Here is a 24,161-nt window from a genome sequence, read left to right on the forward strand (position 1 = left end):
GGTCACTCCCTCCGCAGGGCCTCGATGGGGTCGAGCCTCGCGGCTCGCTGCGCCGGGTAGAAGCCGAAGAAGATCCCCACCAGCGCGGAGAATCCGACCGCTAGGACGATGGCGTTCGTCGAAACCAGCGAGGGCCAGCCCGCGAGCTGCGCGACGAGATAGGCGGCGCCTGCGCCCAACCCGACGCCCAGCGCTCCGCCGATGGTGGAGAGCGTCGTCGCCTCGATCAGGAACTGGCTCAGGATGTCCCGTGGCCGCGCCCCGACCGCGAGACGCAGGCCGATTTCCCGCGTCCGCTCGGTCACCGAGACCAGCATGATGTTCATGATGCCGATGCCGCCCACGAGCAGCGAGACGGCGGCCACGGCCGCCAGCAGCATGGACAGCGTATTGGCCGAGGCCGACGCGGTGTTGGCGATCTCCGTCAGGTTGCGGATGGAGAAATCGTCCTCCTGTTCGCCCAGGATGCGGTGCCGCTGCCTGAGGAGCGACGTCATGCTCTCGATGCCGGGCTCGATGTCCTCCTCATTGGCGAACTTCACGAAGATCGAGCCGACGGAGCCGTCCTTCGCATAGTTACGGCCGATGACGCGGCGGCGGCCCGCATCGAGCGGGACGAAGATCACGTCGTCCTGGTCCTGGCCGAAGGCCGACTGGCCTTTCGGCGCCATGACGCCGATGACCCGGAACGGAACGTTGCGCACCCGCACGATCTGATCGACGGGATCCTCGTCGCCGAACAGGTTCCTCGCCACCGTCTGGCCGAGAATGACGGCGATGTCGCCCCGGCGGATTTCCTCCGGGTCGAAGGTCCGGCCCGTGGCGACGTCCCACTCGCGGGCCGAGAACCAGTCGAGATCGACGCCGTAGATCCGCGTGCCCCAGTTGCTGCCGCCGGCGACCACCTGGGCGCCGCCCTGCACGAACGGGGCGGCCGCCACCACGCCGTCGATCTCGTTCCTGATCGCCTCCGCATCCTCGTCGGTCAGGGTGGAGGCCGCGCCCGCGCCCAGCCGCGCGCCGCCTTGCGTGACGTTGCCCGGCGTGACGATGACGAGGTTCGCGCCCAGCGACCGGATCTGCTGATCGACGAGGTTGCGGGCGCCAGAGCCGATGGCCACCATGGCGATGACGGCGGCGACGCCGATGACGATGCCGAGCATGGTCAGCAGGCTGCGCAGGGCGTTCGCCAAAATCGCGGAAAGCGCGGAGCGGATCGCTTCGATCAGTCTCATGCGGCGGTCTCCGCCGCCACGAGGTCGCGCGCATCGAGGGGCGTCTGACGCAGGTCCTCGATGACGCGACCGTCCTTGAAGCGGACGAGGCGGCGCGCATGGCGGCCCACATCGGCATCGTGGGTCACGAGAACGATGGTGACGCCCTCGCGGTTCAGCTCCTGGAAGAGGCTCAGGATCTCGGCCGCCGTCCGGCTGTCGAGCGCGCCGGTCGGCTCGTCGGCCAGAAGCAGGCTCGGATTGTTCACGAGGGCGCGCGCGATGGCGACGCGCTGCTGCTGCCCGCCCGAGAGCTGCATGGGACGGTGATGGGCGCGTTCGGCCAAGCCGACGCGGCCGAGGGCCTGCAGGGCGCGTTCCTGGCGCGTCCTGCGGTCCGTGCCGGCATAGATCATCGGCAGGGCCACGTTGTTCAGGGCGTCCACCCGCGGCAGAAGATTGAACTGTTGGAAGACGAACCCGATCTCGCTGTTGCGCAACCGCGCGAGACCGTTCGCGTCGAGGCTTTCGACGGCCGTGCCGGCCAGCCGGTAATGACCGTGGGTCGGCCTGTCGAGGCAGCCGATCAGGTTCATGAAGGTGGACTTGCCGGAGCCGGACGGTCCCATGACCGCGACGAAGTCGCCTTCCTCGATGTCGAGGGAGACGCGGTCGAGCGCGACGACGCGTCCTGCGTCGAGTTCGTAGGTGCGTCCGAGATCCCGCGTTTCGATGAGGGCCATGGCCGCTTCCTCAGAACATGCGGGGAGGGCGCGGGCGTGAGCGCTGGCCCGGTCCGGCGGAAGCGTCGGCAGCGCCGCCGCGCGGACCGCCGACGATCACGGCGTCGCCTTCCTGCAGCTCTCCGCTCAGCACCTCGGTCACACTCCCGTCCGTCACGCCGAGGCGCACGGGCACGGCCTGCGGCGCACCGTCCGGCCCGAGCCGGTAGATGCGCCCGCCCGTTCCCTCATCCGTGGACAGGCGAGGGCCGCGCTGCGGCCCGGCGGTTCCGGCCTCCGCGGCGCCCCTCCTGCCCGTGGAGGCGGGGGTGACGGCAGGGCGAAAGCGCAGGGCTGCGTTGGGAACGCGCAGAACATCCTCGCGCTCGTCGGTCACGATCTGAAGGTTGGCGGTCATGCCGGGCAGAAGCGCGAGGTCGCGGTTGTCCACGCCGATCACGGCCGTATAGGTCACCACGTTCTGCACCGTCTGCGAGCCGAGGCGGACCATGCGCACCGTGCCTTCGAAGGTGCGGTTGGGATAGGCGTTCACCGTGAAGCTGACCGCCTGGTCCGGCTTCAGGCGCCCCACATCCGCCTCGTCGATATTGGCATGGATGTCGATCTCCCGCAGATCCTGCGCGATGGTGAAGAGGGTCGGCGCAGAAAGCGAGGCGGCCACGGTCTGGCCGAGTTCGATGTCGCGCTTCACCACGACGCCGTCCACGGGCGAGCGGATGTCCGTGCGGCCGAGATCGATCTCGATATCCTTCAGCTTGGCCTGACGCTGCAGGATGACGGCATCCGCGGATTTCAGGCCCGCTTCCGCAAGAGCGATATCGGCCCTGAGGCCCGTCGCCTCGGCCTTGTTGGAGGCGATCTGGGCTTCGGCGGATGCGAGAGCCGCCTTCTGGATCTCGACCTGGGTCTGCGCCTGCTCGAGGGCGCTCTGGGTTCCAACCGCGCGGGCGCTCAGGGTCTTCTGACGTTCGAGATTGCGCTCCGCCTCCGCAAGCTGCACCCGGGCGCGGTCCCGCTGGGCCGCAAGGTCGAGGGCGATCGCTTCGGACCGCTGAAGGGCGGATCTGGCCTTGTCCACCTGCGCGCCCTTGGTTTCACGGTCGGCCCTGGCTTGTGCGAGATCGGCCTGGGCGGCATCGCGGCGGGATTCGATCTGTTCGGCGTTCAGGCGGGCAACGACCTGCCCCTCCTTCACGGAGGTGTTGTAGTCGGCGAGGATCTCCACGACCTGTCCCGAGAGCTGGGAGCCTACGAGGACCGTGGTGACGGGGTTCAGGGTGCCGGTGGCGCGTACGCTCGCGACGACGGTGCCGCGGTCGGCGGCGGCGAGGCGATAGGCGACATCGGACGCATTCCCGCCGGCAGGCTTCCACACGAAGAAGCCTGCGGCTCCGGCCACCGCCAGAACGCCAATCACCCAGAACCAAACCCGCCGCACCGGAGCACCCCTTCAGACATGACGTCCATGAGCGCGGATTGTGGCTGAATTCTTACCCGAATTCGAGTTAACTCTTTGTCATGCTGTGGAGTTCGCCGGCCGTGTCGCGATCAGGTCCCGGAGCGTGGTGATGGTCGAGGCGTCGGCCACCCCATCCACCCGCTCGGGCCGGAAGTGGCGCTGGAAGGCCGTGACCACCTTCTCGGTGTCCTCGTCGAAGGTGCCGTTGATCCTCAGGCCGTAGCCGTACATGGCGAGCATTGCCTGAAGCGCCTCGATGGGCATGCCCTGGTCCCCGCGGGAGAAGAAGCGCCCGTCGCGGATGGGGGCGGGGGCGACCCAGTGGCCGACGCCCGCGCGATGGAGTCGCTCCCACGGAAAGCCCTCGCCGGGATCGAGCTTGCGGCCCGGCGCCACGTCCGAATGGGCGAGGACCCGCACCGCCGGAATGCGCCAGCGGGTCACGATGTCCTTGGTCAGGGCGACGACGCTTTCCATCTGCGCATCGGGGAAGGGCGGCAGACCGCCCGGATGCCCGGGATTGGCGATCTCGATGCCGATGGAGCGGGAGTTGATGTCGCTTTCCCCATTCCAGGAGGAGACGCCCGCGTGCCAGGCCCGGCGAGCCTCGGGCACCATCTGCAGGACCCGTCCGTCCTCGAAGACGAAATAGTGCGCTGAGACCTGCGAGACCGGATTGCACAACCATTGCAAGGCTTCGCCCGCATCCGGCATTCCGGTGTAGTGCAGGATGATCATCGAGGGATGCTGACCGTCCTTCCTCTCCCCATGGTTGGGCGAGGGGAAGACCTTCGCGGCAACGGGACTTTCGGGAGAAAGGGAGGGGCTCATCCGGTCACCTCAGGTTCCGCTCGGCGGCGACGCGCTCCCACGCGGCGTTGATGGCGGCCAGACGTTCCGTCGCGATCTTCACGGCCTCCGGGGGAAGGCCGCGCGCGATTTCCCGGTCGGGATGGTTTTCCGCGACGAGCTTGCGGTAGTGGCGCTTCAACTCGTCGTCGCTCATGTCCCGGTCGGCCTTGAGGATGAGATAGGGATCGTCGGCGAGCCTGACGTGGCGCGCGGCGATGCGCTCGAAATCCGTCTGGCTGAACTCGAAGATCGTCGCCACGTCCCGCACATAGGCGAATTCCGCCTCGTGCACCGCTTCGTCGGCCTTGGCGACGTGGAACAGGCCGTCGAGCACGTCCTCCAGAAGCGCGGGCTCGTCCTTGAAGGCGTCGCCGATCTGGCGCGCATAGGCCTCGAACCCCTCGGTCGTTTCCATGGCGAGGCGAAACAGGCGCGTCACGCGCTCATGCTCCTCGGGCGGCACGTCCACGACCTGCTCGAAGGCCTTGACCTCCCGGTCGACCACGATGCCGTCGGCCTTCGCCATCTTGGCCGCGAGGGCGACGAGACCCATCGTGAACATGACGTCGCGCGGCGGGCGCCCGAACAGCGAGCCTTCGCGATCGACGAGCATATGGCCGGCCACGCCGCCCAGGAGGGCGCCGATCGGTCCCCCGAGCGCAAGCCCGATGCCGGCGCCGCTCAACTTGCCCCAAATCGACTGAATCATGATGAGTGAGTGGTACGCTCAAGAGCAGGCAAAAGAAAAGGGCCGAGAGAAATCCCGGCCCCTAAAATTCGCGTCAGGTGGCGATTAGCGGCAATAGACGTTGCCGTAGACGTCCTGATAGGTGCCGTAGGGGCAAGCCGGGCCGCGCGGAGCCGTGCCGGCGCCGACGATAGCACCACCGGCCGCACCGATGGCCGCACCGGCCAGAGCGCCGCCCGCACGACCGGTCGCCGCGCCGCCGATCGCCGCGCCGGCAAGGCCGCCGATCGCTGCGCCGCCAACGGCACGCTCGCCGGGGGTGTTGCAGGCTGCCATCGAGAGGGTGAGCGCACCGGCGGCAATCGCTGTGATGATCTTCTTCATGGAAGCTTCCCTGTATTTGCGGGCTGTAGGCCGCCCAGCCCTACTTAGCTTGGCCTTACGATCTCGCCAACTCTCCAGGTTCAAATCGGTTCCCCTGCGGGAGCTTCGTCCCTAGAAAATTTTCCGAAATCCCGTCCATGTAAAACCGACAGCGGCGCAGTTTGTTCGAAGAATAATACGGTCTAGCTTCAAAAGGCTTGAACATATTTGCGACTTGATCTGCCACATCTTCGCCCGATTTGGCCATCACCCACCAGGCTACGCGACGATCAACAAAGCGGGGCTGTAGTATGACTTGGCAGAATTTCTCGAAGACGACGGTCGTCGCTGCATTGAGTGTCGCTGCACTTGCCTTTGCTACGCAAGCCAAGGCGGAAGGCGGGGACGGCCCCAGCATCATCCTCCCCGACCAGTTCGAGGCGATGCAGCAGGCCGCAGCCGCGGCGGCCGAATCGGCCCCCTCGGAGGAGGCGGCTGCGGAGACGGAATCGGCTCCGGCGGAAAAGTCTTCGAAAAAGGTTGCCGGCAAGGCGTCGCAGACGGTCCCCGGCGAGGAGGCGCTCGTCGAGCAGACCTCGGCCCTTGCGCCGGTTCAGGCCAGGTCGTCCAGGGCGGCCTCCTCGGATGCCGTCCGCGCGGCCGCCCTGAAACCGCTGATTGCCCGGTATGCGTCCGAGAACAATCTGCCGTTCGAGCTGGCCGATGCGGTGGTGCGCCTCGAGAGCCGCTACAATGCGGGAGCGCGCAACGGACCCAATCTCGGCCTGACTCAGGTGAATTTCCGGACGGCGCAGTCCTTGGGATACAAGGGCAGTGCGGCGGGTCTCTTCGATGCCGAGACCAATCTTCGCTATGGCCTGAAATACCTCGCCCAAGCCTATCAGCTCGCGGGCGGCGATACCTGCGGCACCATCCTGCGCTACCAGTTCGGGCACCGCACCCAAACGATGACGAAAGCCTCCCGGGTCTATTGCTCCAAGGTCAAGACCATCATCGCGGCCGCCGAGTAGGCACGGTCTCCGGCTCCGAAACGCGGTCGCTCGTCACGCCGCATGGGATTGAGCCTTGACGTAGGCGTGCATTGTGCACCACATCCGGGCTGTCAGCTGGCCGGGCGGCCGCTTCGAGTTCGCTCGAGGAGGAAAGTCCGGGCTCCATGGAAGCACGGTGCCGGATAACGTCCGGCGGGGGCGACCCCAGGGAAAGTGCCACAGAAAGCAAACCGCCTCGCATGCGAGGTAAGGGTGAAAGGGTGCGGTAAGAGCGCACCGCGGACGCAGTAATGCGGACGGCAGGGTAAACCCCACCAGGAGCAAAACCGAATAGGGACGACAGGCGTTCGCGCCAGGCCCGTTTCCAGGCCGGTCGTCCGGGTTGGTTGCTAGAGGCGGTCAGCAATGATCGTCCCAGAGGAATGGCCGCCACGTCCAAGGTGACTTGGGCCCTACAGAACCCGGCTTACAGGCCAGCTGACACCTCTTCTTCTTCCCGAAAATCTCCCGAGAATTTTGCAACAGCGAGCGCAAACCGTTGCGACGCTTACGGTTCATTAACCCTAAACGATTCTGATGTGGATTGCCGGCCAACCGGTCTGCAGCCCATCCCCGTTCCGTTGACGACCATACTATCCCATGTTATCCCAAATCATCCCGTTGACGGTGTCTTCCGAAGGGGCCGCCAATCGCTCGAAAAGCGATGGAAACCACCTTCGGAAAGAGGCGTTACTGCCGGCTGCGGGCGGCGGCGGATCGATCCGATCCGCCGGGGGGCTGACAATCGGGAGTGCGCAAGCTGCGGCCCATGAACCGCTTCGTGTCCAATTTCACCAACAAGTTGGATTCGAAGGGTCGGGTGTCGATCCCAGCATCCTTTCGGGCGGTTCTCGCCAGGGATGGGTTCGAGGGGCTGTACGTGCATCCGGCGCTGGATGCGCCGGCTTTGGACGCGGGCGGCAACGTGCTTCTGAACGAAATCGACGCGTTCTTGTCGACGATGTCTCCCTATTCGGACGAGCGGGATCAGTTGTCGACGGCGTTGTTCGGAACCAGCGAAATCCTGAAAGTCGATCCGGAGGGGCGTGTCATCCTGACGGACTCAGTGAAAGTACATGCCGGGATCCGCGATACGGTGACGTTCGTCGGGCTCGGTCACAAGTTCCAGATTTGGGAGCCGGAGCAGTTTCGCGCGCATCTGGAGGGGGCACGCGCGAAGGTGCGGGATCTGAAGAAGGTCTTGGGCAACCGGGTTTTGGAGCCACGTATGGTGCAAGACGCCTCACCAGGAGTACGGGAGCGATGATGGGACGCGGCGACGGCCCAGAAGCCGGAGCCGCTGGCGGACCGACCCGTCACGTTCCTGTGCTCCTGGGAGAGGTCTGCACGGCGCTTGATGTCAAGCGCGGCGGCATTTTCATAGACGGCACGTTCGGCGCAGGCGGATACACGCGCGCCATCATCGATGCCCATCCCCGCAACACGGTCATCGCCATCGACCGCGATCCCGCCGCGATCGAGGGAGGCGCCGCTCTCGTCGCGAAGGCGAAGAAGCGTCTCACGCTCGTGGCGGGACGCTTCGGAGATCTGGACGACATCGCGAAGGCGCAGGGCGCCGAGAGCGTCGACGGCGTCGTGCTCGACATCGGCGTGTCGTCGATGCAGCTCGACCAGGCCGAGCGCGGCTTCTCGTTCCGCAACGACGGCCCTCTCGACATGCGCATGGAGCAGGCCGGCCCGAGCGCGGCGGATCTCGTCAACGAGTCGTCGGAAGCCGAGCTGGCGGACATCTTCTATCACTACGGCGAAGAGCGGCGCGCCCGCGCCGTGGCGCGTGCGGTCATCGAGGCGCGGCGCCGGCAGCCCATCGAGACGACGCGGCAGCTCGCGGATCTCGTGGCCTCGCTCATCAGGCAGGAGCCGAACGGCATCCATCCGGCGACGCGCGTGTTCCAGGGGCTGCGCATCGCGGTCAACGACGAGCTGGGCGAACTGGTGCGCGCGCTGCATGCGGCCGAACGCATCCTGAAGCCCGGCGGACGCCTCGTCGTCGTCACCTTCCATTCGCTGGAAGACCGAATCGTGAAGCAGTTCTTCGCGGCCCGCACCGGCCGGGCGCCGGGCGGCTCGCGGCATCTGCCCGCGAGCGCGTCGGCGGCACCGACATTCGAGGCCGTCACGAAGGGTCCTGTCGGACCGAGCGACGAAGAAGTGTCCCGCAATCCGAGGGCCCGCTCCGCGAAGCTCCGGGCGGGCGCACGCACGGACGCTCCGGCCCAGGAACCGCTGAGTGCCATCGAGATGCTGGCGGAATTGCCGCAAACGGCTGAAAAAAGGGGAGGGCGCCGGTGATCCGATTGCTTCACATCATCGCCATCACGGCCCTGATCGCCTCGGCGGCTTACGCCTACTCGGTCAAGTACGAGACGCTCTACTACGTGGAGCAGGTGGCGAAGCTCAAATCCAAGGTGCAGCGCGAGCGCGACATCATCGCGGTCCTGCGGGCGGAGTGGCAGTATCTCGACCGTCCCGACCGTCTCCAGGAGGCGGCCGACCAGCACCTCGATCTCCAGCCCATGAAGATCCAGCAGCTGGCCCGCCTGTCCGAACTTCCCGCCCGTCCCGAACGCGAGGATGAGATCGGCCGCAAGCTCGAGGCGCTCGGGCTCTTCGGGCCGACCACGACTCCGAAGGACAAGAACGGCGAATCCCGCACTCCGACGACACAAACTCCGAAACGGTGATGCCCGTGTTGCAGCAACCCGACATCGAACCGCAGGGTCAGATCGCTCCGCCGCAGAGAGGTCTTCTGACCCATGCCCGCGAGTTGTTCCGCCTGCGCGTCGACAAGAGCACGGCGCGCGTGCGCCTGGCCTCGCTCTGCTTCGTGGGGCTGTTCAGCCTCATCGGCGGACGTCTCGTCTATCTCGCGGTGACGAGCGACAACACGAGCGCCGTCCGGCGCGCGGCATCGTCGGAAATCTCGGCCGCGCGTCCGGATATCGTCGACCGCAACGGCGAGATCCTGGCCACCGACGTGAAGATGGTTTCGGTCTTCGCCGAGCCGCGCAACATCGTCGACAAGGACGAGGCGGTCGAACTCCTGACGGCCGTCCTGCCCGATCTCAACGCCACCGAACTCCGCAACAAGCTCGGCACCAAGAGAGGCTTCGTCTGGGTCAAGCGCGAGATCACGCCGCGTCAGCAGGCCGAGGTCCATCGGCTCGGCATCCCGGGCGTCGGCTTCCTGCCCGAGAACAAGCGCGTCTATCCCAACGCGGTGGCGGCGGCCCACGTGCTGGGGTTCGCCAACGTGGACAATGTCGGCATCGCCGGCATCGAGAAATACATCGACAGCCAGGGCCTGCAGGATCTCAACGGGGCCGGCTTCGCCATCACGGCGGCGGACCTGAAGCCGGTTCAGCTCTCGCTCGATCTGCGCGTGCAGCACGCGCTGCGCGACGAGCTTCAGAAGGGCATGGCGAAGTTCAAGGCCAAGGCGACGGCCGGCGCCATCATGGACGTGAACACGGGCGAGATCATCGCCCTCGTGTCGCTGCCCGACTACGACCCCAACAACCCGGTCGATGCGCTCCAGGACGACAAGATCAACCGCATCAATGTCGGCGTCTTCGAGATGGGCTCCACCTTCAAGGCGCTCACGGTCGCGATGGCCCTCGACTCCGGCAAGTACAACATCAATTCGAGCTTCGATGCCCGGTCGGGCCTGCGCTACGGCCGCTTCACCATCGGCGACTATCATCCGACCCGCCGCGTCCTCACCACGCCGGAAGTCTTCGTTCACTCCTCCAACATCGGCACCGCGCGCATGGCGCTCGGCATCGGCGTCGAGGGTCACAAGGCCTTCCTGCGCAAGATGGGGCAGCTCGCGCGCCTCGAGACGGAGCTGCCGGAGAACGCGGCGCCGATCGTTCCGCCGCGCTGGGGCGAGCTCAACACCATGACCATCGCCTTCGGCCACGGCCTTGCGGTGGCGCCGCTTCAGGCGCTCATGGCCGTGGGCGCGCTCGTCAACGGCGGCGTGCTCATCAAGCCCACCTTCCTCAAGCGGGACGAGACCGAAGCGCGCAAGGACGCGATGCAGGTTCTTAAGCCCGAGACGAGCGAGGCGATGCGCTACGTGCTGCGCCTCAACGCGTCGGTCCCGCAGGGCTCCGCGTCCTCCGCCGCCATCGCGGGCTTCTATGTCGGGGGCAAGACCGGCACCGCCGAGAAGGTCATCAACGGCCGCTATTCGAAGAACAAGAACTTCACCACGTTCACCGCCGTGGTGCCCGCCGACAAGCCGAAATACGTCTTCCTGACCATCATGGACGAGCCTCAGGCGGTGGAGGGCACCTACGGCTTCTCGACCGCCGGCTGGAACGCCGGTCCCGTCACCGGCAACGTCATCGAGCGCGTGGCGCCCCTTCTGGGCATTCCGCCCCGGTTCGAGCCGCCGGTGGAACCGTTCCCGCTGATGTCGCGCCTCGGCGCCTGGGGATCCAAGCCATGAGCGCCGGAAGCGTCCAGCTGGGCGACCTCCTTCCCGACGCGCAGGGCCGCGACGCGGGCCTACCGGTCGAGAAGATCGCCTCCGACAGCCGCAAGGTCGGCAAGGGCAGCGTGTTCTTCGCCGTGCCCGGCACCAAGGCCGACGGGATGAGCTTCGTGCCGCAGGCGGTCGCCGCGGGCGCGGTCGCCATCGTCGGAGAGGCCGAGCGTCCTTCCGGCCTCGTTGCCGGAATCTCCTACGTCAGAGTCCCCGACGTGCGCCGCGCCCTCGCGCTCGCGGCGATGCGCCTCCATCCGCGCCAGCCGGACAAGGTGGTGGCGGTCACCGGCACCAGCGGGAAGAGTTCGGTGGCGGACTTCACCCGCCAGCTCTTCGCGGTCCTGGGCCATAAATCCGCGAGTCTGGGCACCCTCGGCGTCATCACGTCGGACGGTGCCGCCTACGGTTCGCTAACCACGCCCGATCCGATTTCCCTGCACGAAACCCTCGACAGGCTCGCGGGGGACGGGGTGACCCGTCTCGCGATGGAAGCCTCGTCGCACGGCATCGAGCAGCGGCGGCTCGACGGGGTGCGCCTGGGGGCGGCCGGTTTCACCAATCTCGGGCGCGATCACCTGGACTATCACGGCACCACCGAGGCCTATGCCAAGGCGAAGCTGCGCCTGTTCGAGACCCTGCTGCCCGAGGATGCTCCGGCGGTCATCAACACGGACGGCCCCTTCGCGGATGTATTCCTCCAGGGAGTGAAGGAGCGCGGTCTCCGGCTCCTCACCACGGGACGCACCGGCGAGACCGTTCGGCTCGTCGAAGCGCGCCCAGAGGGCTTCCGGCAGGCGCTGACGGTCGAGGCCTTCGGACGGACGGTCAGGACCGTGCTGCCGCTCCTCGGGGCCTTCCAGGTCGAAAACGCCCTCCTGGCCGCAGGCCTCGTCCTCGCGGTCGAGGGCGAGGAGAGGGCGGCCGAGGTTCTGGAGGGTTTCTCGGGCCTGAAAGGGGTTTCCGGCCGCCTGGAGCAGGTCGGCGAGGTCGACGGCGCCATCTGCATCGTCGACTATGCCCACAAGCCCGATGCCCTGTCCCATGTGCTCGATGCCCTGCGTCCGTTCACGACGGGCCGCCTGATCTGCATCGTCGGCTGCGGCGGGGACCGGGACCGGGGCAAGCGCCCGCTCATGGGGCAGATCGCGGCGGAAAAGGCCGACGTGGTCATCGTCACGGACGACAATCCCCGCTCCGAGGACCCGGCCGCCATTCGGGCCGAGGTCTTGAAAGGCGCGCCCGGCGCCCAAGAAATCGGTGATCGCGCCCTGGCCATTCGCATGGCCGTCAGGGACCTTCGCCCCGGCGACCTGCTGGTCGTGGCGGGCAAGGGTCATGAAACGGGCCAAATCATCGGCGACCGGACCCTGCCGTTCTCGGATCACGACGAGGTGAGGGCGGCCATTGCGGAGAGGCAGGGATGAACGCGCCCTTATGGACCTTGGACGAGATCGTTGCCGCCACCGGCGCCCGCGTCGGGAGCGGCTTCACGCACGCGTCCGGGGCCTCCATCGACACGCGCACCCTGGAGCCCGGCGACCTTTACTTCGCCATCAGGGGCGACGTGCATGACGGGCACGATTTCGTGCCCGCGGCCCTGGAGAAGGGCGCTTCGGCCGCCGTCGTCTCCGAGGCGAAGGCCGGGGATTTCCCGGGTTCCGACAGGCTGATCGTGGTGCCGGACGTCCTCGAAGCCATGCGGCAGCTCGGAACGGCCGCCCGCAGGCGCAGCCGGGCCCGGATCGTTGCCATCACCGGTTCCGTCGGCAAGACGGGCACGAAGGAGGCGATGCGCCTCGCCCTGTCCCGCCAGGGCTCCACCCATGCCTCCGTGGCGTCCTACAACAACCATTGGGGCGTGCCGCTCACCCTGGCTCGCCTGCCGCGCGAGAGCACCTTCGGGGTCTTCGAGATCGGCATGAACCATGCCGGCGAAATCCTGCCCCTGACCGGGATGGTCCGCCCGCATGTGGCCGTGATCACGACCATCGAGCCGGTCCATATCGAGTTCTTCCCCTCCATGTGGGGAATCGCGGACGCGAAGGGCGAGATCTTTTCGGGCCTGGAGCCCGGCGGCACCGCGGTCGTCAACCGCGACAATCCTTATTTCGAGCGGGTTCGCGCCCATGCCCTGGCCTCCGATGCCGGGCGCATCCTGACCTTCGGCGAGCATGAGGCGGCCGATATCCGTGCCGAGCGCATCGTCGTGAAGCCGGATCAGTCCCTGGTCGAGGCCCGGATCTTCGGCCAGCCCCTGACCTACCGCATCGGCATGCCCGGACGGCACATCGCGCTGAACTCCCTGAGCGTCCTGGCCGCGGCCCATGCCCTGGGCGCGGACGTGACGCACGTCGCCCTTTCCCTGTCCGAGCTGAAGCCGCCGGTCGGGCGCGGCGAGCGCACCATGCTGTCGGTCGGGGGCGGCGAGGCCCTCCTGATCGACGAGAGCTACAACGCCAACCCGGCTTCCATGCGGGCGGCGCTCGCCAATCTGGGCGCGGTCGAGCTCGACCGCCGGGGGCGACGCATTGCCGTACTGGGCGACATGAAGGAATTGGGGGAAGAGGGCCCGCGCCTGCACGAGGAACTCGCGGAAGCGGTCGCGGCCAACGCCATCGACATGGTCTTCGCCGCCGGGCCGCTGATGCGCAACCTCGTGGATGCGCTGCCGAAGGCCAAGGTCTCGGCGCATGCCGAGACGTCGGCCGAGCTGGTCGAGGCGGTCTGCGCCGCGGTCGGCCCCGGCGACGCCGTCATGGTCAAGGGCTCCCTCAGCATGAAGATGGCTCTGGTTGTCAAAGCCTTGAAAGAACGTTACGGCGCGGCCCAGATGGCGCACGCGCTGAAAGGATAGTCTATGTTCACCTGGTTGGCTGAGCTCAGCCCCTATTTCAGCCCCCTCAACATTTTCCGATACATCACTTTTCGAACCGGTGGCGCCACGGCGACCGGCCTTCTTTTCGTGTTCCTGTTCGGCCCGTCGATCATCTCGCTCCTGCGCGTGCGCCAGGGCAAGGGCCAGCCGATCCGCGAGGACGGACCCCAGTCCCACCTGCTGACGAAGCGCGGCACGCCCACCATGGGCGGGTTGATGATCATGGCCGGCGTGCTGGTCTCGACCCTGCTCTGGGCCAACCTGACCAATCCTTACGTATGGGTCGTGATCTTCGTCACGGTCGGTTTCGGCGCCATCGGCTTCTACGACGATTTCCTGAAGGTGACGAAGCAGTCGCACAAGGGCTTCTCGGGCCGCTCGCGCCTCGCCATCGAGGCCGTGATCGCCGCCATCGCGTGCATCGTCATTTCCTATGTGGACGCCCCGGGCCTCACCAACAAGCTGGCGCTGCCCTTCTCCAAGGACCTGATCTTCAATCTCGGCTGGTTCTACATCGTGTTCGCGGCCTTCGTCATCGTCGGCGCGGGCAATGCGGTCAACATCACGGACGGCCTCGACGGTCTCGCCATCGTACCGGTGATGATCGCGGCGGGCACCTTCGGGTTCATCGCCTATCTCGTGGGCAACGCGGTCTTCGCCAACTACCTGCAGATCCACTTCGTGCCCGGCACGGGCGAACTGGCCGTGATCTGCGGCGCGCTCATCGGGGCGGGCCTCGGCTTCCTGTGGTTCAACGCGCCTCCGGCCCAGATCTTCATGGGCGACACGGGCTCCCTGGCGCTCGGCGGCCTTCTCGGCACCATCGCGGTCGCCACCAAGCACGAGATCGTTCTCGCCATCGTCGGCGGCCTCTTCGTGCTGGAGATCTTCTCGGTCATCATCCAGGTCACGTCGTTCAAGCTCACGGGCAAGCGCGTGTTCAAGATGGCGCCGATCCACCACCATTTCGAGCAGCTCGGCTGGACCGAGCCGCAGGTGGTGATCCGGTTCTGGATCGTGTCCGTGGTGCTGGCCCTGATCGGTCTCGCGACCCTGAAGCTGCGGTGATCCGATGACCCCCGTCACCACGTTCTCCGGAAAAACGGTCGCGCTCTTCGGCCTGGGCGGGTCGGGTCTGGTGACGGCGCTCGCCCTGAAGGAGGGCGGGGCGCATGTGGTGGCCTGCGATGACAATCCGGCGAAGATGGCTGAAGCGGGGGCGAAAGGCATCGAGACCGGCGACCTGCGCGAGGCCGACTGGTCGCGCTTTTCCGCGCTCATCCTGTCTCCGGGCGTGCCCTTGACCCATCCGGAGCCGCACTGGTCGGCCAAGCTCGCGAAGGCGGCGGGCATCGAGATCATCGGCGACATCGAGCTGTTCTGCCGCGAGCGGGCGAAGATCGCGCCGAACGCCCCCTTCATCGCCATCACCGGCACGAACGGCAAGTCGACCACCACGGCGCTCGTCGCGCATATCCTGCGCGAGGCGGGGCACGACGTGCAGATGGGCGGCAATATCGGCACCGCGATCCTCTCGCTCGATCCGCCCGCCGACAACCGGATCCACGTGATCGAGTGTTCCTCGTTCCAGATCGACCTCGCGCCGTCGCTCGCGCCCTCCATCGGCGTGATGTTGAACATCTCTCCGGATCATCTCGACCGTCATGGGACCATGGAGAACTATGCGGCGATCAAGGAGCGCCTCGTCGCCAACGCCGAGCAGGCGGTCATCGGAGCCGACGACGCCCCGAGCCGCGCGATCATCGGGCGGAATACCGCGAAAGGCGGCGTCGTCCGCGTCGGCCTTTCTGACCGGGAGAGCGGAAGCATCTTCGCGAAGGGCGGCGTGATCGTGTCGAACCGCGACGGTCATGTCTTCGAGGTCGCGAGCCTCGCGGACATCCGCTCCCTGCGGGGGGATCACAACGCCCAGAACGCGGCCGCGGCCGTCGCCGTCGCCATCCTGTGCAGCGTGGACCCGCAGACCATCCAGCGCGCCCTGCACAGCTTCCCCGGCCTGCCTCACCGCATGGAGGAGGTGGCCCAGCGCGGGAAGGCGCTCTTCATCAACGACTCGAAGGCCACCAACGCGGATTCCACCGAGAAGGCCCTGAAGTCCTTCGACGACATCCTCTGGATTCTCGGCGGCAAGGCGAAGGAGGGCGGCATCGAGGATCTGCGGCCGTACTTCCCGAAGATCCGCAAGGCCTACCTGATCGGTGCCGCGTCGGAGCAGTTTGCGGCGACCTTGGGAGATACGGTTCCTTACGAGTTTTGTGGGACTCTCGACAAAGCGGTCGAGAAGGCGGCGCAGGACGCGGCAGCGCGTGAGGACGGGACGGTGGTTCTGCTGTCCCCGGCCTGCGCCTCCTACGACCAGTACGCGAACTTCGAGGTGCGCGGGAACCACTTCCGCGACCTCGTCAAAGCCTTGCCCGGCATCAACCCCACGATGGGAGCCTGAAATCCATGGTGTCACGCGCGGAACGCTCGCCCTTCAGCGACTGGTGGTGGACCGTCGACCGGCTGCTGCTGGCGGCCCTGGCGATCCTCGTCGTGGCGGGCCTCGTCTTCCTCATGGCGGGCGGCCCGCCCGTGGCGGAGCGTCTCGGGCTGTCCACGTTCCATTTCGTCAACCGGCAGGTGCTGTTCCTCGTGCCGGCGCTCCTCATCCTGATCCCGGTCTCCTTCCTGTCCCTGCGCCATGTGCGACGGCTCGCGCTGCTGGTCTATCTGGTCGGAATGGCCCTCATCCTCCTGGCCTTCCAGTACGGGCCGGAGATCAAGGGCGCCCACCGCTGGATCATGATCGGGCCGCTGGGAATCCAGCCCTCGGAATTCGTGAAGCCCGCCTTCGTCGTGCTGGCCGCCTGGGCCTTCTCCGAAGGGTCGAGGCGCAGCGACGTGCCGGGCACGCTGCTCGCCTTCCTGATCCTGCCGGCCACCATCGTCCCGCTCATCCTCCAGCCCGATTTCGGCCAGACCATGCTCGTCACCATCGTGTGGTGCGGCCTGTTCTTCATCGCGGGCCTGCACTGGTTCTGGGTCATGGGGCTGGGCGGCGCCGGCCTCGTGGGCATCGTGGCGGCCTACGAGTTCCTGCCGCACGTGCGCGCCCGCATCGAGCGCTTCCTGGACAAGGAGTCGGGCGATACCTTCCAGGTCGACACCGCCATGGAATCCTTCTCCCGCGGCGGATGGTTCGGCCGGGGGCCGGGCGAGGGCTCGGTGAAGCGCATCCTTCCCGACGCGCATACAGACTTCATCTTCGCCGTCACGGCGGAGGAGTTCGGCATCGTTGTGTGCCTGGGTCTGCTGATGCTCTTCGCCTTCATCGTCCTGCGCGGCCTGTCTCTCGCGCGGCGCAGCGAGGACACGTTCTGCCGCCTCGCGGCGACGGGTCTGGTGCTCATGTTCGGCCTGCAGGCCTCGATCAACATGATGGTGAACGTCCACCTCATGCCGGCCAAGGGCATGACGCTTCCCTTCATCTCCTACGGCGGCTCCTCGCTGCTGTCGCTGGCGCTCGGGATGGGCTTCCTCGTCGCGCTCACCCGCCGCCGCCCCCGTGCCGAGATGATGAGCCATTTCGGGCAGGAGGGGGTGCGCGGATGAGTGCTCCCCTCATCCTCCTGACGGCCGGCGGCACGGGCGGACACCTGTTCCCGGCCGAGGCGCTCGCCAACGCCCTCAAGGCGTCGGGCGCCCGCGTCGCGCTCGCCACCGACAAGCGCGCCAATGCCTATGCAGGCTCGTTTCCCGCCGACGAGATCGTCGAGATTCCCTCCGCCACGCCCTCCGGCCGCTCGGTTCCCCAGATCGCGAAGGCGGCCCTCGTGCTGGCCCAAGGCACGTTCAGGGCCATCCCGGCCATCCGGCGCCTGAAACCCGCCGTCGTCGTCGGGTTCGGCGGCTATCCCACCGTTCCGCCGGTGGTGGCGGCCTCGCTCCTGCGGGTGCCGACGGTGATCCACGAGGCGAACGGCGTCATGGGCCGCGCCAACCGTCTGCTGGCCCGCCGGGCCTCCCTGATCGCGACGGGCTTCGCCGCCGTCAGGGGCATCCCGGCCAATGTTCCGGGCAAGACGGTCCAGACCGGCAACCCCATCCGTCCGGCGGTGCTCGACGCGGCGCGGCAGCCCTATCCGGCCCTGCCGGAGGGCGGGCCGTTCAGCCTTCTCGTGGTCGGCGGCAGCCAGGGCGCCCGGGTGATGAGCGACGTGGTCCCGCCGGCCCTCGAACTCCTGCCCGCCGAGATCCGCTCCCGCCTCGTCGTCTGCCAGCAGGCGAGGGGAGAGGACCTGGAGCGCGTTCGGTCGCATTATCAAGGGCTTGGTCTGAATTTCGAGGCCGAGCCCTTCTTCAAGGACCTGCCCCAGCGGCTCGCCCGGGCGCATCTCGTCATTTCCCGCTCGGGCGCCTCCACGGTGGCGGAACTGGCGGTGATCGGCCGCCCCTCGATCCTGGTGCCCCTGCCGGGGGCGCTCGATCAGGACCAGGCCGCCAACGCCAAGACCCTCGGCGATATCGGCGCGGCGGTCGTTCTGCCCCAGGCGGAATTCACGCCCGAGCGCCTCGCGACCGAGCTGCGCACGTTCATCGAGCAGCCCGACCGCTTGACCCGGGCCGCTGCCGCTGCACATAGCGCCAGCATAACGGATGCCGCCGAGCGCTTGGCTCAGGCGGTTCTCGCATTGGCCTCTAACAAAAACGGAAAAAACCCATGAAACTGCCGCCGAAGCTAGGTCCCATTCATTTCATCGGTATCGGCGGCATCGGCATGTCTGGCATCGCCGAGGTCATGCACAATCTCGGCTATACGGTTCAGGGCTCGGACGCCTCCGACAACTACAACGTCAAGCGCCTCAACGAGAAGGGCATCAAGACCTTCATCGGCCACCGGGCCGAGAACGTGGAGGGCGCCGAGATCGTCGTGGTCTCCACCGCGATCAAGCGCGACAACCCGGAATTGACCACGGCCCGCGAGAAGCGGCTCCCGGTCGTCCGGCGCGCCGAGATGCTGGCCGAGCTGATGCGTTTCAAGTCCTGTGTGGCCGTTGCCGGAACCCACGGCAAGACGACGACCACCTCCCTCGTGGCGACCCTGCTCGACGCGGGCGGCCTCGACCCGACGGTCATCAACGGCGGCATCATCAACGCCTACGGCACCAATGCCCGCATGGGCGACGGCCAGTGGATGGTGGTGGAGGCGGACGAATCCGACGGCACCTTCCTCAAGCTTCCGGCCGACGTGGCCATCGTGACCAACATCGATGCCGAGCACCTCGATCATTTCGGCACCTTCGACGCGATCAAGGACGCCTTCCGCTCCTTCATCGACTCGATCCCCTTCTACGGCTTCGCCGTGATGTGCATCGACCATCCCACCGTGCAGGACCTGGTGGGGCGCATCGAGGACCGGCGCATCATCACCTACGGCGAGAACCCGCAGGCGGACGTGCGCCTGATGGACGTCGATTCGCGCGGCGGCCAGAACCGCTTCCGCGTCATGATCCGCGACCGCCGCCCCGGCTTCCGCCAGGAACTCGGCGACCTCGTCCTGCCGATGCCCGGCGCCCACAATGCCCTCAACGCCACGGCGGCGATCGCCGTCGCCCACGAGCTCGGCGTGTCGCCGGACGCCATCCGCAAGGCCCTCGCCGGGTTCGGCGGCGTAAAGCGCCGCTTCACCCGCACCGGAGACTGGAACGGCGTGACGATCTTCGACGATTACGGCCACCATCCCATCGAGATCGCGGCCGTTCTCAAGGCCGCCCGCGCCTCGACGGACGGACAGGTCATCGCCGTGGTTCAGCCGCACCGCTATTCGCGCCTGTCGTCCCTGTTCGACCAGTTCTGCACCTGCTTCAACGACGCGGATGCGGTCATCGTGTCGCCGGTCTATGCGGCGGGCGAGCAGCCGATCCCGGGAGCGGATCGCGACAGCCTCGTCTCCGGCCTCAAGGCCCGCGGCCACCGCAACGCTATGGCGCTCGAGAAGTCCGAGGATCTCGCCGGGCTCGTCAAGGGCATCGCCAAGCCCGGCGATTACGTGATCTGCTTGGGCGCGGGCAACATCACCCAATGGGCCTATGCCCTGCCGGGAGAGCTCGAGGCGCTGAGCGAGAAGGCGGCCTGATGTTTCCGGACGTGACCGCCGACCTCAGGGAGCGGATGCCCGACCTGCGCGGCAAGCTCGAGGCCAACGCGCCCACGGCGCCCCTGTCCTGGTTCCGCACCGGCGGGCCGGCGCAGGTCCTGTTCTCGCCCGCCGACGAGGACGACCTCGCCTATTTCCTGGCCCGCCTCGACCCGGCCATGCCGGTTCTCGTGGTCGGCCTCGGCTCCAACCTGCTGATCCGGGACGGAGGCTGGGAGGGCGTGGTGATCCGCCTCGGCAAGGGCTTCGCCGACATCGCCATCGAGCCGGGGCAGCGGATCCGGGCGGGCGCGGGCGCGGCCGACGTGAAGGTCGCCCGCACGGCCGCGGAGGCGGGCATCGCCGGCCTGTCGTTCCTGCGCGGCATTCCCGGCACCATCGGCGGCGCCCTGCGCATGAACGGCGGCGCCTATGGCGGCGAGACGAAGGACGTGCTGGTCGAGGCGAGAGGCATCACCCGCGCGGGCGAGAATGTCGCCTTCACCAACCGGCAGATGGGCTTCACCTATCGCCATTCGAGCGTGCCGGAGGACGTGATCTTCACGGAAGCCCTCTTCGAGGGACGTCCCGGGGATCCCGAGGCGATTCTGGCCGAGATGAACGCCATCACCGAGGCGCGCTCCTCGACCCAGCCGGTCAACACCCGCACGGGCGGCTCCACCTTCAAGAACCCGCCCGGCCGCAAGGCCTGGGAACTGGTGGACGCGGCCGGATGCCGGGGCCTGCGAATCGGCGAGGCCCAGGTCTCCGAGATGCACTGCAACTTCCTCATCAACCACGGCTCCGCCTCGGCGGCCGACATCGAGGGGCTGGGCGAGGAGGTCCGCCGCCGGGTTCGGGAGAATTCCGGAATCGAGCTCGAATGGGAAATCAAACGCGTCGGCCTCTCTCGGGCCTGAGGCGAATCAAGCATCCGTCCCCGGTCCGGCGCGAACGGCGGGGCTCTTAAGGAGAGCACAACATGGCCAAGCACGTTGCCGTCCTTCTGGGCGGATGGTCCGCCGAGCGCCAGGTCAGTCTGTCGACCGGCCGGTCCTGCTGCAAGGCGCTGGAGGAGATGGGCTACCGGGTCACCCCCATCGACGTGCAGCCCGACATCGCCACCGTGCTCCAGGCCACGAACCCGGACGTGGTGTTCAACGCCCTCCACGGCCGCGTCGGCGAGGACGGCACGATCCAGGGCCTGCTGGAAATCCTCCGGATTCCCTACACCCATTCGGGCGTTCTCGCTTCGGCCCTCGCCATGCAGAAGGACAAGGCGAAGATGGTCATGCAGGCGGCCGGCGTCCCTGTGCCGCAGGGGAAGGTCGTTAACAGATCGGAAGCGGCCAGAAACCACGTTCTTCCGGCTCCCTACGTGGTCAAACCGGTCGATGAAGGCTCTTCCGTCGGGGTCATCATCGTGCGCGAGGACCGCTCCCATCCGCCGCAGGAACTGCTGCGCGAGGACTGGGCCTTCGGCGAAAAAGTCCTTGTCGAATCATATGTTGCGGGCCGTGAACTGACCTGCGCGGTCATGGGCGACAAGCCCCTCGGCGTCATCGACATCCGCCCCGCGACGGGGGTGTTCTACGATTATGACGCAAAGTACGCGAAGGGCGGGTCCATTCACGTGCTGCCGGCAGAAATTAAACCGAATATTTACCAAAAGGTCCAAGAGTTGGCGTTAACGGCGCATCAAGCGCTCGGCTGTCGGGGAATCAGCCGCGCCGACTTCAGGTACGACGACACGCCCGGAGGAACCGGGGAGCTCGTGGTTCTCGAGGTCAACACGCAACCCGGCATGACCGAGACAAGCTTGGTGCCAGAACTTGCAGCCCATGCGGGCTATACGTTTGGCGAGCTTGTGCAATGGATGGTGGAGGACGCTACCTGCAACCGATGACGGCCTACCCGGCCGACGCTGCGGTTGCGCGCGCTGCGACCTTCGAACCCCGGAGGCCCGGCTCTTCCCGTTTCGGATTTCTTAACGTCTTCCGCCCCTCCCGGGGCACCCGCCGGCGCTCCGTCAGCCTCCCGATCGAGCGCCGCGTGCCGCGCTTCCTCGGGACGGGCCTGGCCCTCGGCTTCTTCGGCGCCGTCACCGTCACCGGCCTCTGGCAGGGCGGTCATCTCGACGAGATCATGCGCAACCACGGCGAGCCGCATCACGCCCTCGCCAGCGCGTTCGGCCTCGGCCTCGACCGCATCACCATTTCCGGCATCTCCCAGATCCGCGAGAACGAAGTGCTGGCGGCCGGAGGGCTGCACGACAAGCTCTCCCTCGCGTTCCTGGACGTGAACGACCTGCGCGAGCGTCTCGAGCGCGTTCCGATGATCAAGAGCGCCGCCGTCCGCAAGCTCTATCCCAACGAACTGGTCATCACGCTCACGGAGCGCGAGCCCCATGCCATCTGGCAGCTCAACGGCGAGCTCTTCGTCATCGCGGCCGACGGTACCGTGATCGACCTCATGCAGGACGAGCGATTCGTCGATCTGCCGCTGGTGGTGGGCGAGGGCGCCAACATGCGCAGCAAGGATTACCTGGCGCTGCTGGAGGCCGCAGGTCCGCTGAAGGAGCGGATCCGCGCCGGAAGCCTCGTCTCCGGGCGCCGCTGGACCCTCAAGATGGATAACGGCATGGACGTGCGCCTGCCGGAGCTCGGGGCCGCCGATGCGCTGGCCCGGCTCGTCAAGCTCGAACGCGAACAGAAGATCCTGGAGAAGGATGTGCTGGCCATCGACCTGCGCATGGCCGACCGGGTCGTCGTTCGTCTCACCGAAGAAGCGGCGTCGGCGCGGGCCGATGCTCTCAAGAAGAAGCCTATGCGCGGCAAGGGGGTTGATACATGAGTGTCTCAGGTCATGGTTTGACGCCACGCCTGAAGCCGCTGTCTGCGCGCAAGGGCGCCATTCTCTCGGTTCTCGACATCGGCACGAGCAAGGTCGTGTGCATCGTGGCCGAGCTGAAGCCGGTCGACGAGATCGAGTCCCTGAGGGGCCGCACGCATCTCGCGCGCATTCTCGGCATCGGCCATCAGCGCTCCGTCGGCCTCAAGGGCGGCGTCATCGTCGATCTGGAAGCGGCCGAATCCTCGATCCGTCAGGCGGTCCATGCCGCCGAGCGGATGGCGAAGGTCGAGATCCAGTCGGTGATCGTCAACCTCACGGGCGGACGTCTCAGCTCCGAGCATTTCGAGGCGCATGTGCCCGTGCGCGGCGCGGTCGGGCAGGGCGACATCCATCGCGTGCTCGACATCGCGAGCAACTACGACATGCGCCGCGGGCGCACCGTGCTGCACGCGCTGCCGACGGGCTACTCCCTCGACGCGCAGAGCCACATCGTCGATCCCACCGGCATGATCGGCGAGCGCCTCGGCGTGGACCTGCACGTGGTCACGTCGGAAGCGGCGGCGGCCCGCAACCTGATGCTGGCGGTCGAGCGCTGCCACCTCGGAGTGGAAGCCGTGATCGCCACGCCCTACGCGGCCGGTCTGTCGGCTCTCGTGGACGACGAGGCGGAGATGGGCTGCGCCGTGGTGGACATGGGCGGCGGCACGACCAGCGTCGGCATCTTCTCCAACGGCCATCTGGTGCACAGCGACGCCATCGCGGTCGGCGGGCATCACGTGACCATGGACATCGCCCGCGGCCTCACGACCCGCGTGTCCGCGGCCGAGCGCCTCAAGACCCTCTACGGCTCGGCCATCGCTTCGAGCGCGGACGATCGCGACATGATCGCGGTGCCGCAGGTCGACGAGGACGAGCGCGACGTGCCGAATCACCTGCCGAAATCGCACCTCGTGCGCATCATCAAGCCGCGCGTCGAGGAGGTTCTCGAACTGGTGCGCGACCGGCTGAAGGGCGCGGGCTTCGCGGCCCAGGCCGGACGGCGCGTGGTGCTGACGGGCGGCGCAAGCCAGCTCGTGGGCCTGCCGGAAACGGCACGGCGCATTCTGCAGGGACAGGTCCGGGTCGGGCGTCCGCTCGGCATCAAGGGGCTGCCCGAAGCCGCCAAGGGTCCCGCCTTCTCGGCGGTGGTCGGCCTGCTGGTTTATCCGCAGGTGGCGCATATCGAGTATTTCGAGCCGCGTTCCGGCGGCTTGTTTCAGAGTACGGGAACCGATGGCTACATCTCGCGGGTGGGCCGTTGGATTCGCGAGAGTTTTTAACGCGTAAAGCGGTGGCGCGGCGGTCATCGCTCTGAGTACAAGTCAACCAAGGGTAAGCGTCCGCCAAGCGCTGTCGATACAAAGGCCA

At 67.2% G+C, this 24,161-nt stretch carries 22 protein-coding genes and 1 other RNA gene; 17 read left to right on the forward strand and 6 right to left on the reverse strand.

Going from position 1 to position 24,161, the window contains the following annotated elements:
- Nucleotides 1-2 precede the first annotated feature (2 nt).
- The 6 genes from ACFOYU_RS06965 to ACFOYU_RS06990 form a co-directional block, all read right to left on the reverse strand.
- Nucleotides 3-1,235: an ABC transporter permease gene (locus ACFOYU_RS06965; RefSeq protein ID WP_377033012.1), complete on the reverse strand. Its 1,233-nt coding sequence runs from the start codon at nt 1,233-1,235 to the stop codon at nt 3-5.
- The gene (locus ACFOYU_RS06970) at nt 1,232-1,957 is read right to left on the reverse strand and encodes an ABC transporter ATP-binding protein (RefSeq protein ID WP_226742140.1); all 726 of its coding nucleotides are present in this window, start codon (nt 1,955-1,957) and stop codon (nt 1,232-1,234) included. The genes ACFOYU_RS06965 and ACFOYU_RS06970 overlap by 4 nt, the downstream gene beginning before the upstream one ends.
- 10 nt (nt 1,958-1,967) lie before the next feature.
- Nucleotides 1,968-3,395, reverse strand: a complete 1,428-nt coding sequence (locus tag ACFOYU_RS06975; RefSeq protein WP_377033013.1) for an efflux RND transporter periplasmic adaptor subunit — start codon at nt 3,393-3,395, stop codon at nt 1,968-1,970.
- 78 nt (nt 3,396-3,473) lie between these two features.
- The gene (locus ACFOYU_RS06980) at nt 3,474-4,247 is read right to left on the reverse strand and encodes an N-acetylmuramoyl-L-alanine amidase (protein ID WP_377033014.1); all 774 of its coding nucleotides are present in this window, start codon (nt 4,245-4,247) and stop codon (nt 3,474-3,476) included.
- A 4-nt stretch (nt 4,248-4,251) separates the two neighbouring features.
- On the reverse strand, nt 4,252-4,977 hold the full coding sequence (locus ACFOYU_RS06985) for a DnaJ family molecular chaperone (RefSeq protein ID WP_226742143.1): 726 nt from the start codon (nt 4,975-4,977) through the stop codon (nt 4,252-4,254).
- 84 nt (nt 4,978-5,061) lie between these two features.
- Nucleotides 5,062-5,340 carry a hypothetical protein gene (locus ACFOYU_RS06990; RefSeq protein WP_226742144.1) on the reverse strand — a complete coding sequence of 93 codons (279 nt, stop codon included), beginning with the start codon at nt 5,338-5,340 and terminating at the stop codon, nt 5,062-5,064.
- A gap of 290 nt (nt 5,341-5,630) precedes the next feature.
- Here ACFOYU_RS06990 and ACFOYU_RS06995 point away from each other — a divergent pair, with 290 nt between their 5' ends.
- The 17 genes from ACFOYU_RS06995 to ftsA all read left to right on the forward strand — a co-directional run bounded on the left by ACFOYU_RS06995 (nt 5,631) and on the right by ftsA (nt 24,073).
- Complete coding sequence (locus ACFOYU_RS06995) at nt 5,631-6,350, forward strand: transglycosylase SLT domain-containing protein (RefSeq protein WP_377033015.1); 720 nt, start codon at nt 5,631-5,633, stop codon at nt 6,348-6,350.
- A 92-nt stretch (nt 6,351-6,442) separates the two neighbouring features.
- An RNA gene (gene rnpB / locus ACFOYU_RS07000) (RNase P RNA component class A) lies at nt 6,443-6,817 on the forward strand.
- Between the two features lie 323 nt (nt 6,818-7,140).
- Nucleotides 7,141-7,638 carry a division/cell wall cluster transcriptional repressor MraZ gene (gene mraZ, locus ACFOYU_RS07005; protein WP_226742146.1) on the forward strand — a complete coding sequence of 166 codons (498 nt, stop codon included), beginning with the start codon at nt 7,141-7,143 and terminating at the stop codon, nt 7,636-7,638.
- Nucleotides 7,635-8,684: a 16S rRNA (cytosine(1402)-N(4))-methyltransferase RsmH gene (gene rsmH, locus ACFOYU_RS07010; protein WP_226742147.1), complete on the forward strand. Its 1,050-nt coding sequence runs from the start codon at nt 7,635-7,637 to the stop codon at nt 8,682-8,684. The genes mraZ and rsmH overlap by 4 nt, the downstream gene beginning before the upstream one ends.
- Nucleotides 8,681-9,076, forward strand: coding sequence for a hypothetical protein (locus ACFOYU_RS07015; protein WP_226742148.1), 396 nt, complete (start codon nt 8,681-8,683; stop codon nt 9,074-9,076). Before rsmH ends, ACFOYU_RS07015 begins: the two co-directional genes overlap by 4 nt.
- A complete protein-coding gene (locus ACFOYU_RS07020) occupies nt 9,076-10,848 on the forward strand; it encodes a penicillin-binding protein 2 (protein WP_226742149.1) in 1,773 nt (590 codons plus the stop codon). The genes ACFOYU_RS07015 and ACFOYU_RS07020 overlap by 1 nt, the downstream gene beginning before the upstream one ends.
- Nucleotides 10,845-12,311: a UDP-N-acetylmuramoyl-L-alanyl-D-glutamate--2,6-diaminopimelate ligase gene (locus tag ACFOYU_RS07025; protein WP_377033016.1), complete on the forward strand. Its 1,467-nt coding sequence runs from the start codon at nt 10,845-10,847 to the stop codon at nt 12,309-12,311. Before ACFOYU_RS07020 ends, ACFOYU_RS07025 begins: the two co-directional genes overlap by 4 nt.
- Nucleotides 12,308-13,741, forward strand: coding sequence for a UDP-N-acetylmuramoylalanyl-D-glutamyl-2,6-diaminopimelate--D-alanyl-D-alanine ligase (locus ACFOYU_RS07030; RefSeq protein ID WP_226742151.1), 1,434 nt, complete (start codon nt 12,308-12,310; stop codon nt 13,739-13,741). Before ACFOYU_RS07025 ends, ACFOYU_RS07030 begins: the two co-directional genes overlap by 4 nt.
- Nucleotides 13,742-13,744: 3 nt before the next feature.
- Entirely contained in the window at nt 13,745-14,830 is a 1,086-nt protein-coding gene (mraY, locus tag ACFOYU_RS07035; protein WP_226742152.1) for a phospho-N-acetylmuramoyl-pentapeptide-transferase, read from the forward strand.
- Between the two features lie 4 nt (nt 14,831-14,834).
- Nucleotides 14,835-16,226: a UDP-N-acetylmuramoyl-L-alanine--D-glutamate ligase gene (gene murD, locus ACFOYU_RS07040; protein WP_377033017.1), complete on the forward strand. Its 1,392-nt coding sequence runs from the start codon at nt 14,835-14,837 to the stop codon at nt 16,224-16,226.
- 5 nt (nt 16,227-16,231) lie between these two features.
- Nucleotides 16,232-17,377: an FtsW/RodA/SpoVE family cell cycle protein gene (locus tag ACFOYU_RS07045; protein WP_226742154.1), complete on the forward strand. Its 1,146-nt coding sequence runs from the start codon at nt 16,232-16,234 to the stop codon at nt 17,375-17,377.
- The gene (gene murG / locus ACFOYU_RS07050) at nt 17,374-18,489 is read left to right on the forward strand and encodes an undecaprenyldiphospho-muramoylpentapeptide beta-N-acetylglucosaminyltransferase (protein WP_377033018.1); all 1,116 of its coding nucleotides are present in this window, start codon (nt 17,374-17,376) and stop codon (nt 18,487-18,489) included. Before ACFOYU_RS07045 ends, murG begins: the two co-directional genes overlap by 4 nt.
- Nucleotides 18,486-19,901 carry a UDP-N-acetylmuramate--L-alanine ligase gene (gene murC / locus ACFOYU_RS07055; protein WP_226742156.1) on the forward strand — a complete coding sequence of 472 codons (1,416 nt, stop codon included), beginning with the start codon at nt 18,486-18,488 and terminating at the stop codon, nt 19,899-19,901. Before murG ends, murC begins: the two co-directional genes overlap by 4 nt.
- Nucleotides 19,901-20,821 carry a UDP-N-acetylmuramate dehydrogenase gene (gene murB / locus ACFOYU_RS07060; protein ID WP_377033019.1) on the forward strand — a complete coding sequence of 307 codons (921 nt, stop codon included), beginning with the start codon at nt 19,901-19,903 and terminating at the stop codon, nt 20,819-20,821. The genes murC and murB overlap by 1 nt, the downstream gene beginning before the upstream one ends.
- Nucleotides 20,822-20,883: 62 nt before the next feature.
- The gene (locus ACFOYU_RS07065) at nt 20,884-21,807 is read left to right on the forward strand and encodes a D-alanine--D-alanine ligase (RefSeq protein WP_377033020.1); all 924 of its coding nucleotides are present in this window, start codon (nt 20,884-20,886) and stop codon (nt 21,805-21,807) included.
- The gene (locus ACFOYU_RS07070; protein ID WP_377033021.1) at nt 21,774-22,754 is read left to right on the forward strand and encodes a cell division protein FtsQ/DivIB; all 981 of its coding nucleotides are present in this window, start codon (nt 21,774-21,776) and stop codon (nt 22,752-22,754) included. The genes ACFOYU_RS07065 and ACFOYU_RS07070 overlap by 34 nt, the downstream gene beginning before the upstream one ends.
- Nucleotides 22,751-24,073 carry a cell division protein FtsA gene (gene ftsA, locus ACFOYU_RS07075; RefSeq protein WP_226742160.1) on the forward strand — a complete coding sequence of 441 codons (1,323 nt, stop codon included), beginning with the start codon at nt 22,751-22,753 and terminating at the stop codon, nt 24,071-24,073. Before ACFOYU_RS07070 ends, ftsA begins: the two co-directional genes overlap by 4 nt.
- Nucleotides 24,074-24,161: the final 88 nt, after the last annotated feature.

This window comes from Microvirga sp. GCM10011540, assembly GCF_042650665.1.
Lineage (GTDB): Bacteria > Pseudomonadota > Alphaproteobacteria > Rhizobiales > Beijerinckiaceae > Microvirga > Microvirga lenta.

What these genes read in the sequence shown, in the direction of transcription:
- ACFOYU_RS06965 (WP_377033012.1), bottom strand. Translation starts at nt 1,235, where the DNA reads ATGAGACTGATCGAAGCGATCCGCTCCGCGCTTTCCGCGATTTTGGCG.
- ACFOYU_RS06970 (WP_226742140.1), bottom strand. Translation starts at nt 1,957, where the DNA reads ATGGCCCTCATCGAAACGCGGGATCTCGGACGCACCTACGAACTCGAC.
- ACFOYU_RS06980 (WP_377033014.1), bottom strand. Translation starts at nt 4,247, where the DNA reads ATGAGCCCCTCCCTTTCTCCCGAAAGTCCCGTTGCCGCGAAGGTCTTC.
- ACFOYU_RS06985 (WP_226742143.1), bottom strand. Translation starts at nt 4,977, where the DNA reads ATGATTCAGTCGATTTGGGGCAAGTTGAGCGGCGCCGGCATCGGGCTT.
- ACFOYU_RS06990 (WP_226742144.1), bottom strand. Translation starts at nt 5,340, where the DNA reads ATGAAGAAGATCATCACAGCGATTGCCGCCGGTGCGCTCACCCTCTCG.
- ACFOYU_RS06995 (WP_377033015.1), top strand. Translation starts at nt 5,631, where the DNA reads ATGACTTGGCAGAATTTCTCGAAGACGACGGTCGTCGCTGCATTGAGT.
- mraZ (WP_226742146.1), top strand. Translation starts at nt 7,141, where the DNA reads ATGAACCGCTTCGTGTCCAATTTCACCAACAAGTTGGATTCGAAGGGT.
- rsmH (WP_226742147.1), top strand. Translation starts at nt 7,635, where the DNA reads ATGATGGGACGCGGCGACGGCCCAGAAGCCGGAGCCGCTGGCGGACCG.
- ACFOYU_RS07020 (WP_226742149.1), top strand. Translation starts at nt 9,076, where the DNA reads ATGCCCGTGTTGCAGCAACCCGACATCGAACCGCAGGGTCAGATCGCT.
- ACFOYU_RS07025 (WP_377033016.1), top strand. Translation starts at nt 10,845, where the DNA reads ATGAGCGCCGGAAGCGTCCAGCTGGGCGACCTCCTTCCCGACGCGCAG.
- ACFOYU_RS07030 (WP_226742151.1), top strand. Translation starts at nt 12,308, where the DNA reads ATGAACGCGCCCTTATGGACCTTGGACGAGATCGTTGCCGCCACCGGC.
- mraY (WP_226742152.1), top strand. Translation starts at nt 13,745, where the DNA reads ATGTTCACCTGGTTGGCTGAGCTCAGCCCCTATTTCAGCCCCCTCAAC.
- murD (WP_377033017.1), top strand. Translation starts at nt 14,835, where the DNA reads ATGACCCCCGTCACCACGTTCTCCGGAAAAACGGTCGCGCTCTTCGGC.
- ACFOYU_RS07045 (WP_226742154.1), top strand. Translation starts at nt 16,232, where the DNA reads ATGGTGTCACGCGCGGAACGCTCGCCCTTCAGCGACTGGTGGTGGACC.
- murG (WP_377033018.1), top strand. Translation starts at nt 17,374, where the DNA reads ATGAGTGCTCCCCTCATCCTCCTGACGGCCGGCGGCACGGGCGGACAC.
- murC (WP_226742156.1), top strand. Translation starts at nt 18,486, where the DNA reads ATGAAACTGCCGCCGAAGCTAGGTCCCATTCATTTCATCGGTATCGGC.
- murB (WP_377033019.1), top strand. Translation starts at nt 19,901, where the DNA reads ATGTTTCCGGACGTGACCGCCGACCTCAGGGAGCGGATGCCCGACCTG.
- ACFOYU_RS07065 (WP_377033020.1), top strand. Translation starts at nt 20,884, where the DNA reads ATGGCCAAGCACGTTGCCGTCCTTCTGGGCGGATGGTCCGCCGAGCGC.
- ACFOYU_RS07070 (WP_377033021.1), top strand. Translation starts at nt 21,774, where the DNA reads ATGGATGGTGGAGGACGCTACCTGCAACCGATGACGGCCTACCCGGCC.
- ftsA (WP_226742160.1), top strand. Translation starts at nt 22,751, where the DNA reads ATGAGTGTCTCAGGTCATGGTTTGACGCCACGCCTGAAGCCGCTGTCT.